Genomic DNA, 12,195 nt, shown 5'->3' with positions numbered 1-12,195 from the left:
TGCTCCCTGCCGTCGGGGACGTGGGCCGCGTGCTACCGGGACGGAGGCGGTGACGGCGGATCGGGCACCGGCTCCGGGCCGGGGACGGGCCGCGGGACGGGCCTCGGCGTGTGGGGATCGCCGGGGAAGGGGTGCGTGGGAGGCACCGGGCCCGGCTCCGACGGGAGCGGGTGGGTCGGCGTCCTCGTTCCGTGTTCGCCCAGGTGTGTGTGCGTGTACGTATGCGTGTACGTATGCGTGTACGTGTGCCTCATGGTGCGACCTGGCTTTTCGGGGACGGCTTCTCACCCCTCGCCTGCCCGCTCCCGTCCGGCCGAATCCCCCGTCAACGCTCCGCCGCGCGGGTGCCCGTCCGTCGTGTCGTCGTGGGCCCGGCCCGGCGTCGGTACGAGGATGTGGCCGACGTTCCCCGACTCGGCAGGAGCCTTCCCGTGCTCGAACGCAAGCGCCGCAAAGGCGGCAAGGACCACACGGAGATCACCTTCGTACTGCCGGCGGACAACCCGCCCGGACCGGTGAGCGTCGTCGGCGACTTCAACGACTGGCAGCCGGGTACGCACGAGCTGCAGCCGCGCAAGGACGGCACCCGGGCGGTCACCGTGGCCCTGCCCGGGAAGAGCACGCACGCCTTCCGCTACCTGGCGGCGGGCGACTACTGGTTCAACGAGGAGGGCGCCGACGCCGTCGACGGCTCCAACAGCCTCCTCCGTACCTGACGGACCGCGCCCGGTCACCTACGCACCGTCTCCGGGAGCGCCCACGAGTTACCGTGGGAGGGGCGCTCCCGGGCGCACCAGCGGATGGGGTTGAGAGTCGTGTCGACATCGAGCCACGAAACCTTCGGCGCACCCTGCTGGGTCAGTCTGATGGCCCGCGACCTCCGCTCGGCGCAGGAGTTCTACGGTGCGGTCCTCGGCTGGACCTTCGGCCACGCCCTGCTCGGGGAGGGGTTCTCCGTCGGGTTCAGCGACGGGGTCCCGGTGGCCGGCCTCGGCGCCCTGCCCCCGGCGGTCGCGGTCCCCGTCGCCTGGACCCCGTACTTCGCCGCGGAGGACGCCGACGCCACGGTGGCCCGCATCCTCGAACGCAGCGGAACGGTCGCCGTCGGCCCCCTGCCCTTCGGCACCGGACGGGCGGCGCTCGCCGCCGACCGCGACGGTGCGGTCTTCGGGATCTGGCAGGGCGATGCCATCCCCGACTGGGACATGGGCGGCGAAGCCGCTCCGGCTTGGCTCGAACTGCGCACCAGGGACGCCTTCGACGCCGCCATCTTCTACGGCGAGGTCCTGGAGTGGGCCTGCGACCACGCCGGCTGCTGCGAGGTCGCCTACGTGGAGGAGGACGACCGCATCCTGCTCCGCCACGCGGGCCGGACGGTGGCCCGCCTGCACGGCGGGTCGCTCACGGAGGCCCCCGACCCGCACCTGTGGCCACGCTGGCACGTCAGCTTCCGGGTGCCCGACCTCGAAACCGCGGTGAAGGCGGCCGTCGGCCTGGGCGGCAGCACCGTCTCCGTGACGGATCCCGGCCCCTTCCCCCACGAGATCACCCTGCGGGACCCGGACGGCGCGCTGTTCGGCGTCGTCGGCCCGGCCGGGCCCGGCCCCTTCTGACGGGTGCCTGCCGCACTGGCAGGCGTGTGGCCCGTCATGCGGTGGTGGCCGCCAGGTGGTCCACCACCGCGCGCAGGCTGCCCGTACGGCGGTAGACCTCGCGCTGGTGCTCCGCGCCGGTGCCCCGCCTGCGCAGGCCGTCGAGGAGCCTCTCGACCTCGGCGAGGTCTCCCGTCGCCTCCAGGCCCGGCACGGCCCGGCGCAGCAGCACGGATATCGGGGCCGGCCCGGGCACGGTCTCGCCGGTGAAGGGGTCGAGCGCCGCACCGCGGGGGCCGTAGCGGGCGGCAAAGCGGTGGGCCGCTTGGAGCCGGTCGAGCGGGATGTCCGGCGGGCCGTTCTCCGCTTCGGGCTCGACCAGGAGGGCCGTGCACAGTCCACGGATCAGCAGGGCGAGGAGGACGGTCGTGTCCAGGTCGGCGTTGACGTCCGCGACCCGGATTTCGAGGGTCGGTACGTGCTCGGACGGGCGGGCGAACCAGTAGATCATCCTCCGGTCGAGCAGGATCCCCGAACGCACCAGGGCGTCCGCGGTCCGCTCGTAGCCGGCCGGGTCGAGCAGCGGGGCGGCTCCGGCCGTCGGCCAGCGGCCGAACTCCACCGAGCGCCAGCTGGCGAACCCGCTCTCCATTCCGCCGGCGAACGGCGAGTTCACCGCGAGGGCCTGGAGCGCGGGCAGGTAGGGCCGCAGGCCGTTGGCGAGCTCCAGGGCCCGGGGGCGGTCGAGGGTGCCGATGTGCACGTGGCAGCCGCACACGATCCCGAGGCTGCCGTCGACCACCGCGCCGTAGTACCGGGCCATGCGCCGGTAGCGCGGGGTGTCGGTGACGGGGACGGGTTCGGGCGGCGGCACCACGGCGGTGCCCGAGCCCACCAGCAGGCATCCCGCGTCGCGTGCCGCGCTGCCGGCGGTGTCGCGCAGGGCCCGCAGCTGGTCGTGCAGATCGACGCGGGAGGCGGTGGGCTGCGTACAGACCTCGACCTGGCAGCTGTAGAACTCGGACTGGGCCTGCGGCCCGATCAGGGCGGAGGCCGCCTCCAGCACCTGGGGTGCGCGCGGCACCGGGGCCCCCGTACGGGGGTCCACGAGGAAGAACTCCTCCTCGACTCCCATGGTCAGCGCCGCGTCCCCGGATCCGTCGCGTGACGTGCGACCGGACGGGGCTCCCCCACCTGGTCCCCGGCTCCCGCGCCGCTGCCATCCGGTCGCCGTCATGCCGGGCGTCTGCCCTCGTCCGGCCTCCGCCATGCGCGATCGCGGCCGGTTCTGCGCAGGTCAGCGGAGGCCGACGAGGACTGCCGGCGCAGGCCCGGCCCGGGCGGCGTCAGACGGCCGGCGAGCGGTGCCGGGACGGGCGCGTCAGGGCGGCGAGGCCCCCCGGAGGGAGGGCCCGGCCACCAGGGCTCACCGCAGGGTGAGCGGGGTCTCGGATTCGACGTGGGAGAGCTTCTCCGGGTTGCGCACGTAGTAGAGGCCGATGATGCGGCCGTCCTCCACGCGGACCGCCATGACGCCGTCGATCTCGCCGTCCAGGTGTACGAGGAGTGCCGGGCAGCCGTTGACCACGGTGAGGCCGACGACCATCGGGAGTTTGTTCTTGCGGAGCCCGCCGACCATGAAACGGGCCACCTTGTCGGCGCCGGCGATCGGCCGGACCGCGGCCTGCTTGATGCCGCCCCCGTCGCTCATCAGGACGACCTCGGGCGCGAGCACATCGAGGAGGCCTTGCAGGTCCCCGCTGTCCAGCGCGCGCCGGAACGATTCCAGGGCCGCCCGCGTCTCGCTCGCGGAGACCACCTCGCGAGGGCGGCGGGCATCGACGTGCCGGCGGGCGCGGTGCGCGATCTGGCGGACGGCCGCGGGGCTCTTGTCCACGGCGGCCGCGATCTCGTCGTAGCCGACGTCGAAGACCTCACGCAGCACGAAGACGGCGCGCTCGGTCGGCGACAGCGTCTCCAGGACCAGCATGACCGCCATCGACACGCTCTCGGCGAGCTCGACGTCCTGGGCCACGTCCGGCGCGGTGAGCAGCGGCTCGGGCAGCCAGGGGCCGACGTACGCCTCCTTGCGGCGCGACATGGTGCGCAGCCGGTTGAGCGCCTGCCGGGTCGTGATCCGGACCAGGTAGGCGCGCTGGTCGCGCACCTGCTCCAGGTCGACCTTGACCCAGCGCAGCCAGGTCTCCTGGAGGACGTCTTCGGCGTCGGCCGCCGATCCGAGCATCTCGTAGGCGACGGTGAAGAGCAGGTTGCGGTGGGCGACGAAGGTCTCGGTCGCCGGGTCGGTGAGGTGCTCGTCGCTCATCTCCCGGCCCCTCTCCTGCGCGGCCGGCCCTGGTCGCCGACCGCCTTCAAGCGTGCATCCACAGCAACGTCCCTTTCGTCGGTAGCCATTCGATCTTGACTAGGCTGCCCGATCGGCGGTGGCCGGCACCTCGCCGCGCTTGGCTCGCAGCAGTTCCTGGCGCTTGGCGCCTCCTGAAACGCGGTGCAAGCGGTACGAACCGGGCTTGCCCGCCTCGTCAGCCAGGTGCTTGATGACGCCCGTGCACACGAGTTCCTTGAGCTTCGCGCCAGGGCGGCCGGCGATGTGGAACCACAGCGCGACGTCGTACTTGTGGGCGAACTGGAAGATGCCGGCGCGCCGGCCCAGGCTGATGCACTGGCCGGCGAAGGCCTGGTTCAGGGTCGAGGGCCGCTCACCGTCGATCCGGCTGAGCACCGTGTCGGCGGCCCGCGCACCCAGCGGCATCGCGGCCTGGCAGCTCATCCGCAGCGGCAGGTCCGACGGCGCCGCCGAATCGCCGGCCGCCACGATGCGCGCGTCGTCCACGCTCGTCAGCGTCTCGTCCGTGAGCAGGCGGCCCAGGGCGTCGGTGCTCAGCCCGCTGCGGGCGGCCAGGTCCGGCACGCCGAATCCGGCGGTCCAGATGGTCACCTCGCTCGGCAGCTCACGGCCGCCGCCGAGCCGCACGGCATCGCGGGTCACGGCCGTCACCTTCGTCTCGGGGCCGTCGAGCACGGTCACACCGAGCTTCGCCAGCCGCTCCGCGACCGAGCGCCGGCCCCGGGCGTGCAGGTACGGGCCGAGCACCCCGCCGCAGACCAGGGTCACGGCGCGGCCCGCCTCCGCCAGTTCGGCGGCGGTCTCGATGCCGGTCGGGCCGGCTCCGACCACCGTCACCGCGGCCGTCGCGGGCGCGGCTTCGAGGACCGGCCGCAGCCGCTGTGCCTCCTCCAGGGCGGCGATCGGGTGCGCGAACTCGGCCGCTCCGGGCACGCCCGGGTCGGCGCTGCCGCTGCCCACCGCGTAGACCAGGTAGTCGTAGCCGACCGTGCCGCCGGTCGCCAACGCCAGGCTGCGCCCGGCCGCGTCGATGCGTGTCACCGTGTCGACCACCAGCTCGACGCCCTCGGCCAGGACCTTGCGGTAGTCGACGACCGCTTCGTGGGAGCCGCCCACCAGCTGGTGCAGGCGGATCCGCTCGACGAAGGCCGGGCGCGGGTTGATCAGCGTCACCGTCACGTCGTCGCGCTGCGTCAGGCGGTTGGCGGCCATGACTCCGGCGTATCCGCCGCCGATCACGACAACCTCGGTGTGCCTGGTCATGGTGTGTCTCCTTCGTCTCAAGGGGTTCGGCCTCAAGACACCGCGCGACCGATCGCTGTGACAGCGTGTGATGCAGGTCACTTCGACGGGCGGGCGCGGGCCCTCGCGCGGACAGGCTCCCCGCGCACCCCCGGGGTCGTTTCGTGGTACCGGTGTACCAACATCATGATACGGTCGTACCACGAAGAACGGATCTTCGAAGAACGGATCTTCCCGGAGGTGCCCCGTGCCCGAGAACACGACCCGTGCGCGCCGCGACATCGGCCGCTACGTGAACGACGAGCTGCGCGACCGCTACTTCGCCGCCTGCGACGTGCTCTACGCGATGGGCGCGCCCGCACGCTCCGAGACGGACGTCGAGACGAGCTTCGGCACCACGCGCGTCTACCGGTACGGTCCCGCCGACCCCGCCGCCGAGTCCCGTACGCCGGTGGTCCTGATCCACGGCGCGGGCTACTGCTCGGCGATGTGGTACCCCAACACCCCCGCGCTCAGCGCCGACCGCCCCGTCTACGCCCTCGACACCCCGGGCGACGCCGGACGCAGCGTCCACCGGGAACCCATGTGGCGGCCCGAGCGTGCCGCCCAGTGGATGGACGAGGCCCTCGACGCGCTCGGCCTCGACCGGGTCCACCTCGTCGGCTCCTCCTACGGCGGCTGGCTGGTGCTCAACCAGGCGCACCGCCGGCCCGGACGGCTCGCCTCGGTCACCGCCCTCGACCCCGGCGGCCTGGAGAAGGTGGGCCTGCGCTTCTTCGCCTGGGTCTTCGTCAGCCTCTTCGCCAGCTTCGCCCCCAAGGCGCTGCGCCCGCGCCTGGCCTCCTGGCTGGAGCAGCCGGTGATCGTCGTCCCCGAGCTGCGCAAGTGGGTCCAGGCGGGCGCGCGGGCCTTCCGGATCCGCCGCCCCGCGCCGCTGCCCCTGGCCGAGGACGCGCTGCGCTCCATCCGGACCCCGCTCTACCTGATCATGGGCAAGCGCAGCCTTCTCGTGCACCCGCAGCGGCAGTTGGAGCGCGTACCGCGGCTGGTCCCCGGAGCCCGCGCCGAGATCATCGCCGCGACGGGCCACGGCCCGCAGATCGACCACCCCGACGTGGTCAACGCCCGGATGCTGAGCTTCATGGAGGACGTGGACTCCCTCGACCCGGCCGGGGTCAGCGGCGCGGCCGACGCGTAGGAGCTGCGGCCGGACACACCGGGGCCGGCACCGGCCCCGGGCACGGGCACGGGCGGCTGAATTTAGGATTCGGCCGTGAACGACACCACACAGGGCACACACGACACGCACGGCATACGGATCAGACCGGGCGGCCCGGCCGACGCACCGGCCATTCTGCGGATGCTCGACGCCGCGGTGGCCTGGATGAACGCGCGCGGCAACACCGAGCAGTGGGGCACGACACCGTACTCGCGCAAGCCCGGCGGGGTGGCCCGGGTCGAGCGGTACACGACCGAGAACGCCCCGTACATCGCGGAGTCGGAGGACGGCACACCGGTCGGAGCCCTGGTGCTGGACTCCGGGCCCAGCCCGCAGCTGCCGATCGCGCCCGCCGGCGAGCCCGAGCGGTACGTCCGGCTGCTGGTCTCCGACCGGCGGTACGCGGGTCAGGGCATCGGGGCGGCGCTGCTGGCCCATGCCGCCGAGGAGACTCGCCGGGCCGGCGTGGAGCTGCTGCGGGTCGACTGCTGGGCGGGCGGCGGGGGCGAACTGGTCGCGTTCTACGAGCGCAACGGATTCGCCCGCACCGAGGAATTCCTGTCCGATGCCTGGCCAGGGCAGGTGCTGGCCCGCAGGATCCATGGCACGCGTGAGTCAATATCTGTGCCCGCGAGATGAGAATTTGGCCGACCGCGCCCTGAGGGTTTTTGCGGCACCGAAGGTATGGGAAATACTTATCGCACACGGGCCGACGATGCGTGCTACTGTCGATACCAGTTGCAGTTGTGGTTCCCAAAATTTCAAGCGCCCAGTCGGTTTTCTTGCCACTCTGGCCGCTTGCGCATTTCCGGTCGTGTTTCTTCCGGTGGGGTAATCATCGCGGCGACACGAGGTCCGCACGGTGCGGATCCCGGTGTACTGCCCCAAAGGAGATATGACATGGCTGCTGGTACCGTGAAGTGGTTCAACGCAGAAAAGGGCTTCGGCTTCATCGAGCAGGACGGTGGCGGCGCTGACGTGTTCGCCCACTACTCGAACATCGCCGCCCAGGGCTTCCGCGAGCTGCAGGAAGGCCAGAAGGTCACCTTCGACATCGCGCAGGGCCAGAAGGGCCCGACGGCCGAGAACATCGTTCCCGCCTGACGCTGACGCGTACTTCGTAGCTGGGGCCCGCATCCCTCGGGGTGCGGGCCTCAGCTGCACGCATTTTCCCCGCAGTGGGTCCACCTGCGGGACGACCCGAGGATTCTACGATCCCCGTCGTACGGGGATCCCTCGTAGGCACCGTGTCACCCATTCCAGCACCTGCGCCCGCATTCGCATTCAGCCGGCCGGGCTTGCTTTCGCGTTCCATTCGGCCATTCTTGCAATTCTCCATGCCGCTCATCGCTGCGGGAATTCCTTGATATGCGCCGCATCGAGGAAGGTTCCGCATGAACCGCACACGCACGAACACCCGCTCCCCCCGCACGGGCGGAGGCCGTTCCGACGACTCCGCGCGCGGAAACCGCTTCGGCTCGCCGGCCCCCAGCCGTGCCGGCGGGCAGTCCCGGTCCGGCGGACAGTCCCGTGCCGGCGGGCAGTCCCGTTCCGGCGGCTACGGCCGCCGACCCGCCGCCGTACAGGGTGAGTTCGCCCTGCCCAAGACGATCACCCCCGGGCTGCCCGCCGTCGAGGCGTTCGCCGATCTCGACATGCCCGGCCAGCTGCTCGCCGCACTCGGCGCGGAAGGCGTGAGCGTCCCCTTCCCGATCCAGGCCGCGACCCTGCCGAACACCCTCGCGGGCCGCGACGTACTCGGCCGCGGGCGCACCGGGTCCGGCAAGACCCTCGCCTTCGGCCTCGCCCTGCTGGCCCGTACCGCCGGCCGCCGGGCCGAGCCCCGCCAGCCGCTGGCCCTGGTGCTCGTCCCCACCCGCGAGCTCGCCCAGCAGGTGACGGACGCCCTCACCCCCTACGCCCGCTCCGTGAAGCTGCGGCTGACCACGGTCGTGGGCGGGATGTCGATCGCCAAGCAGGCCGGCGCCCTGCGCGGTGGCGCGGAGGTGGTCGTCGCGACCCCCGGGCGCCTCGCGGACCTGATCGAGCGCGGCGACTGCCGGCTCGGCCAGGTGGAGATCACCGTGCTCGACGAGGCCGACCAGATGGCCGACATGGGCTTCATGCCGCAGGTCACGGCCCTGCTCGACCAGGTACGCCCGGAGGGGCAGCGGATGCTGTTCTCCGCGACCCTCGACCGCAACGTCGACCTGCTCGTGCGCCGCTACCTCAGCGATCCCGTCGTCCACTCCGTCGACCCCTCGGCCGGCGCGGTGACCACGATGGAACACCACGTGCTGCACGTCCACGGCGCCGACAAGCACGCCACGACCACGCAGATCGCCGCCCGCGACGGCCGCGTGATCATGTTCCTGGACACCAAGCACGCCGTCGACCGGCTGACCCAGGACCTCCTCAACAGCGGAGTACGGGCCGCCGCCCTGCACGGCGGCAAGTCCCAGCCCCAGCGCACCCGCACCCTGGCCCAGTTCAAGACCGGGCACGTGACGGTGCTGGTGGCCACCAACGTCGCCGCCCGCGGCATCCACGTCGACAACCTGGACCTCGTGGTCAACGTGGACCCGCCCACCGACCACAAGGACTACCTCCACCGCGGCGGACGCACCGCCCGCGCCGGCGAGTCCGGCAGCGTCGTCACGCTCGTCACCCCCAACCAGCGGCGCGACATGAGCCGTCTCATGGCCACCGCCGGCATCGTCCCGCTGACCACCCAGGTCCGTTCCGGCGAGGCCGAGCTGCACCGCATCACCGGCGCCCAGGCACCCTCCGGCATCCCCGTCGTCATCACGGCACCGGTGAGCGAGCGCCCCAAGCGCAGCGCCGCCTCGCGCGGCCGGCGCGGCCGGCCCTCTCAGGCAGCGCGCCGTACCGGCCAGCGGCAGCCGGCGCTCGGTACGGCCGCCTGAAGCGCCTGCCCCAGGTCGGACCACTCTCCCCTTCTCCCTGTGAGGCAATCATGCGCTGTGTCATCGCCCGATTCCCGTTCGACCTCACCAAGAGCGGCGTGCTGGAATCGATGAAGGGCGTCAAGCCCGAACCCGTCGTCGGCGAGTCCGTGATCATCGGCCGCCGCGTCTACCCGGTCAAGCAGGTCGGCCAGGTCATCACCCGCCAGGACCGCCGCGACTTCAGCGCCGGCGAAGTCATCCGGGCCATGACCCAGCTCGGCTTCACCTGCCGCGGACTGCCCGAGGCCCCCGCACCCGCGCGCGGCCTCGACCCGCTCCGGCGCGCGTCCGCGCTGCTCGGCTCCCCCGTGTCCGTCTGAGCGACGGGCCGGGGCGCGCAGCGCCGCCGCCATGACAGTGAGGGCCCCGACCGGCACACGCCGGCCGGGGCCCTCACTGCGTGCGGAACGTGGTCCCTGTCAGGTCCGCGCAGCGCCGGGACGGGCCGATGGTGTTGAATTTCCTCCGGGGCCCCGCTGCCGTACGGCGCCGGGGCCCCCGACGCGTTCCCAAGAGGAGGTGCAGATGACAGCGGATGACTCGCTCGGCGGCCGACTGGACGACGACGACTACCCCGCCTACACGATGGGCAGGGCGGCCGAGCTGCTCGGCACCACCCCCGGCTTCCTCCGGGCCATCGGGGAGGCCCGCCTGATCACGCCCCTGCGCTCCGAAGGCGGACACCGCCGCTACTCCCGCTACCAGCTGCGCATCGCGGCCCGCGCCAGGGAACTCGTCGACCAGGGCATGCAGGTCGAGGCCGCCTGCCGCATCGTCATCCTGGAGGACCAGCTCGAAGAGGCCCAGCGCCTCAACGCCGAATTCCGCCGGGCCGCGGGATCACCGCCCGACACCTCGGCCTGACTCCCGGGAAGCACCACGCCGCTGCCGCCCGCCGCCGGCTGGGCCCGGCCGCGGGTCAGGACGGCGTGAAGATGCGGTCCAGGTGGTGGCGGAGCACCGCGACGGCCGATTCGGGGGTGCGCTGGCCCACGAGGATGCTGGTGCCCATGGTCGCCGTCATCGCGAGCAGGCTGATCGCCTCCGTACGCGCGTCGGCGCGGGGGTCGGCCAGGCCGGATTCCTGGGCCTGGCGGAACAGGCCGGTCAGGGCGTTCTCCGCGGCGTCGGGATTGTCGATGAACGGCTGGGCGGCCAGTGCCTCGTCGGTCACGGACAGGATCGCGTAGGAGCTGTAGAGCAGGTGGAAGGTGCGGCTCTCCCCGTCGGTGGGCAGGGAGGCCAGCAGCAGCGCCTCCGCGGTCGCGCGGGGACCGGGGTCCGGTCCGACGGCGGCGAGGCGGGCGCCCACCCGGGCGGTGAAGCGCTCGGTGAGGTGCTGGAGACCGTAGAAGAGCAGCTTCTCCTTGGTCTGGAAGTAGTACTGGACGAGCCGCAGGGACACGCCCGCCTCGGCTGCCACGTCCCGCATCCCGACCGCGTGCAGTCCTTGCCGGCCGGCGACGCGGATGAGCGCCTCGGCGATCTGCGTCCGCCGTTCCTCGTGGTCAACGCGCTTGGGCATGTACCGGGTCTCCGCCGTCGGTGGTGGGTTCGCGGTCCGGTCCCGCCCGGACAGGTTCATGGTACCGACGTATCAACGGAACGGGCCCCGCCGGGGAAGGCGGGGCCCGCGGGTCCCGGTGCGGGGGAATTCAGGCCAGGATCTTGGCCTTGGCCCGGTCGAATTCCTCCTGGGTGATATCACCCTTGTCCTTCAGCGCGGAGAGCTTGTGCAGCTCGTCCGCCGAACCGCCGCCCGTCCCGGCCGCCCTCTGGACGTACGCCTTGAAGGCCTCCTCGTGCTCCTTGGCGTGTTTCACCTCCCGCTGGCTCATGCTCTTGCCGCGGACGACGAGGTAGACGAGGACGCCGAGGTACGGCAGCAGGAGGACGAGGACCAGCCAGCCCGCCTTCGCCCAGCCCCCGAGCTCGTGGTCACGGAACACGTCCGTCACGACCTTGAAGAGGAGGAAGAACCACATGATCCACAGGAAGAGCCACAACATCGTCCAGAAGAGGTTGAGAAGCGGATAGTCATCCATGCTCGGCTCCGATCATGAAGGCGGTCCTTCCTTCATACAGTCGGTGCGAGAGGTCCGCATTCCGAGCGGACGCCGGACGCGGCCCACCGGCCCCGGCTCCGGTCGCGCGATGCGCTGCGCCGCCTTCTCCTGAAGCCATGGACCGCACCGCATCCGAACGGGGGGACCCGGCCGCCCGGCTGCGCGGCCGGGCGCTCGCCGCATGCCTGCTCCGCTCGACCGCCTCGGTCGTCCTGCTCACCGCGCTCTTCTACCTCGCCCCGCTGGAAGGCGGGTTCGGCGTCCGCACGGTCGTCCTGCTGGCGCTCGGCCTGGTGATCTTCGGCGCCGTGGTCGTCCTCCAGGCCACCGCCATCACCCGTGCGGAGTATCCGAGGTTGCGCGCCGTCGAGGCGCTGGCCACCGCCGTCCCGCTGTTCCTGGTGCTCTTCGCCGCGACGTACTTCATGCTCTCCACGGAGGTTCCGCAGACGTTCCCGGAGCCGCTGAACCGGACCGACGCGCTGTACTTCACCGTCACCGTGTTCGCGACCGTCGGATTCGGGGACATCGCACCCCTCACGGAGACCGGCCGCGTCCTGGCCACCGTCCAGATGGTCGCCGACCTGATCGTGCTGGGCGTGATCGCCAAGGTCCTCGTCGGCGCGGTCCGGATCGGGATGCGCAGGCGCGGGGACCCGCCTCCGCCCCAGGAGGACGGGCCGTGAACGGCCGCGGCCGCAGCCCGGCCGGTCCCGGCGGCGGAGGCCGCCGTCCAGGT

The 12,195-nt window shown here is 72.3% G+C and carries 14 protein-coding genes; 9 read left to right on the top strand and 5 right to left on the bottom strand.

All coding sequences use genetic code 11. From position 1 onward, the window contains the following. Positions 1 to 431: 431 nt before the first annotated feature. Positions 432 to 716 carry an isoamylase early set domain-containing protein gene (locus AB0D94_RS01925; protein WP_362044241.1) on the top strand — a complete coding sequence of 95 codons (285 nt, stop codon included), beginning with the start codon at positions 432 to 434 and terminating at the stop codon, positions 714 to 716. A 150-nt stretch (positions 717 to 866) separates the two neighbouring features. Next, positions 867 to 1,613, top strand: coding sequence for a VOC family protein (locus AB0D94_RS01920; protein ID WP_362044239.1), 747 nt, complete (start codon positions 867 to 869; stop codon positions 1,611 to 1,613). 34 nt (positions 1,614 to 1,647) lie between these two features. Here AB0D94_RS01920 and AB0D94_RS01915 read toward each other — a convergent pair whose 3' ends face one another. The 3 genes from AB0D94_RS01915 to AB0D94_RS01905 form a co-directional block, all read right to left on the bottom strand. Further along, entirely contained in the window at positions 1,648 to 2,727 is a 1,080-nt protein-coding gene (locus AB0D94_RS01915; RefSeq protein WP_362044237.1) for a YbdK family carboxylate-amine ligase, read from the bottom strand. A gap of 291 nt (positions 2,728 to 3,018) precedes the next feature. Continuing rightward, positions 3,019 to 3,918: an RNA polymerase sigma-70 factor gene (locus tag AB0D94_RS01910; protein WP_362044235.1), complete on the bottom strand. Its 900-nt coding sequence runs from the start codon at positions 3,916 to 3,918 to the stop codon at positions 3,019 to 3,021. Between the two features lie 99 nt (positions 3,919 to 4,017). After that, positions 4,018 to 5,223, bottom strand: a complete 1,206-nt coding sequence (locus tag AB0D94_RS01905; protein ID WP_362044233.1) for an FAD-dependent oxidoreductase — start codon at positions 5,221 to 5,223, stop codon at positions 4,018 to 4,020. 226 nt (positions 5,224 to 5,449) lie between these two features. Here AB0D94_RS01905 and AB0D94_RS01900 point away from each other — a divergent pair, with 226 nt between their 5' ends. The 6 genes from AB0D94_RS01900 (at position 5,450) to AB0D94_RS01875 (ending at position 10,254) form a co-directional block, all read left to right on the top strand. Then, positions 5,450 to 6,400: an alpha/beta fold hydrolase gene (locus AB0D94_RS01900; RefSeq protein WP_362044231.1), complete on the top strand. Its 951-nt coding sequence runs from the start codon at positions 5,450 to 5,452 to the stop codon at positions 6,398 to 6,400. 162 nt (positions 6,401 to 6,562) lie between these two features. After that, positions 6,563 to 7,060: a GNAT family N-acetyltransferase gene (locus AB0D94_RS01895; protein WP_362044447.1), complete on the top strand. Its 498-nt coding sequence runs from the start codon at positions 6,563 to 6,565 to the stop codon at positions 7,058 to 7,060. Between the two features lie 261 nt (positions 7,061 to 7,321). After that, positions 7,322 to 7,525 (top strand): cold-shock protein, encoded by a 204-nt coding sequence (locus AB0D94_RS01890; RefSeq protein ID WP_055611897.1) that lies wholly within the window; start codon positions 7,322 to 7,324, stop codon positions 7,523 to 7,525. A gap of 290 nt (positions 7,526 to 7,815) precedes the next feature. Continuing rightward, a complete protein-coding gene (locus AB0D94_RS01885) occupies positions 7,816 to 9,348 on the top strand; it encodes a DEAD/DEAH box helicase (RefSeq protein ID WP_362044229.1) in 1,533 nt (510 codons plus the stop codon). A 50-nt stretch (positions 9,349 to 9,398) separates the two neighbouring features. Further along, positions 9,399 to 9,710 (top strand): SCO5918 family protein, encoded by a 312-nt coding sequence (locus tag AB0D94_RS01880; protein WP_362044227.1) that lies wholly within the window; start codon positions 9,399 to 9,401, stop codon positions 9,708 to 9,710. Between the two features lie 205 nt (positions 9,711 to 9,915). Then, complete coding sequence (locus AB0D94_RS01875) at positions 9,916 to 10,254, top strand: MerR family transcriptional regulator (protein ID WP_266935750.1); 339 nt, start codon at positions 9,916 to 9,918, stop codon at positions 10,252 to 10,254. A 55-nt stretch (positions 10,255 to 10,309) separates the two neighbouring features. Here the strand turns inward: AB0D94_RS01875 and AB0D94_RS01870 are convergent, their stop codons facing one another. Next, positions 10,310 to 10,915 (bottom strand): TetR/AcrR family transcriptional regulator, encoded by a 606-nt coding sequence (locus AB0D94_RS01870; RefSeq protein ID WP_362044225.1) that lies wholly within the window; start codon positions 10,913 to 10,915, stop codon positions 10,310 to 10,312. Positions 10,916 to 11,045: 130 nt separating this feature from the next. Further along, the gene (locus AB0D94_RS01865) at positions 11,046 to 11,435 is read right to left on the bottom strand and encodes an SHOCT domain-containing protein (protein WP_362044223.1); all 390 of its coding nucleotides are present in this window, start codon (positions 11,433 to 11,435) and stop codon (positions 11,046 to 11,048) included. A gap of 137 nt (positions 11,436 to 11,572) precedes the next feature. Between AB0D94_RS01865 and AB0D94_RS01860 the strand changes: the two genes are divergently transcribed. Then, complete coding sequence (locus tag AB0D94_RS01860) at positions 11,573 to 12,142, top strand: potassium channel family protein (RefSeq protein WP_362044221.1); 570 nt, start codon at positions 11,573 to 11,575, stop codon at positions 12,140 to 12,142. The last annotated feature ends 53 nt before the right edge of the window (positions 12,143 to 12,195 follow it).

The organism is Streptomyces sp. NPDC048255 (genome assembly GCF_040652415.1).
In the GTDB taxonomy this organism is placed as follows: domain Bacteria; phylum Actinomycetota; class Actinomycetes; order Streptomycetales; family Streptomycetaceae; genus Streptomyces.
Note: the sequence above shows the minus strand (reverse complement) of the source record. Positions and strands in the feature narration are given on the sequence as shown.

Bases quoted from the DNA above. Each gene is read 5' to 3' on its own strand.
- AB0D94_RS01920 (WP_362044239.1), top strand. From the start codon at position 867: ATGGCCCGCGACCTCCGCTCGGCGCAGGAGTTCTACGGTGCGGTCCTC.
- AB0D94_RS01915 (WP_362044237.1), bottom strand. From the start codon at position 2,727: ATGGGAGTCGAGGAGGAGTTCTTCCTCGTGGACCCCCGTACGGGGGCC.
- AB0D94_RS01910 (WP_362044235.1), bottom strand. From the start codon at position 3,918: ATGAGCGACGAGCACCTCACCGACCCGGCGACCGAGACCTTCGTCGCC.
- AB0D94_RS01905 (WP_362044233.1), bottom strand. From the start codon at position 5,223: ATGACCAGGCACACCGAGGTTGTCGTGATCGGCGGCGGATACGCCGGA.
- AB0D94_RS01895 (WP_362044447.1), top strand. From the start codon at position 6,563: ATGCTCGACGCCGCGGTGGCCTGGATGAACGCGCGCGGCAACACCGAG.
- AB0D94_RS01890 (WP_055611897.1), top strand. From the start codon at position 7,322: ATGGCTGCTGGTACCGTGAAGTGGTTCAACGCAGAAAAGGGCTTCGGC.
- AB0D94_RS01885 (WP_362044229.1), top strand. From the start codon at position 7,816: ATGAACCGCACACGCACGAACACCCGCTCCCCCCGCACGGGCGGAGGC.
- AB0D94_RS01880 (WP_362044227.1), top strand. From the start codon at position 9,399: ATGCGCTGTGTCATCGCCCGATTCCCGTTCGACCTCACCAAGAGCGGC.
- AB0D94_RS01875 (WP_266935750.1), top strand. From the start codon at position 9,916: ATGACAGCGGATGACTCGCTCGGCGGCCGACTGGACGACGACGACTAC.
- AB0D94_RS01870 (WP_362044225.1), bottom strand. From the start codon at position 10,915: ATGCCCAAGCGCGTTGACCACGAGGAACGGCGGACGCAGATCGCCGAG.
- AB0D94_RS01865 (WP_362044223.1), bottom strand. From the start codon at position 11,435: ATGGATGACTATCCGCTTCTCAACCTCTTCTGGACGATGTTGTGGCTC.
- AB0D94_RS01860 (WP_362044221.1), top strand. From the start codon at position 11,573: ATGGACCGCACCGCATCCGAACGGGGGGACCCGGCCGCCCGGCTGCGC.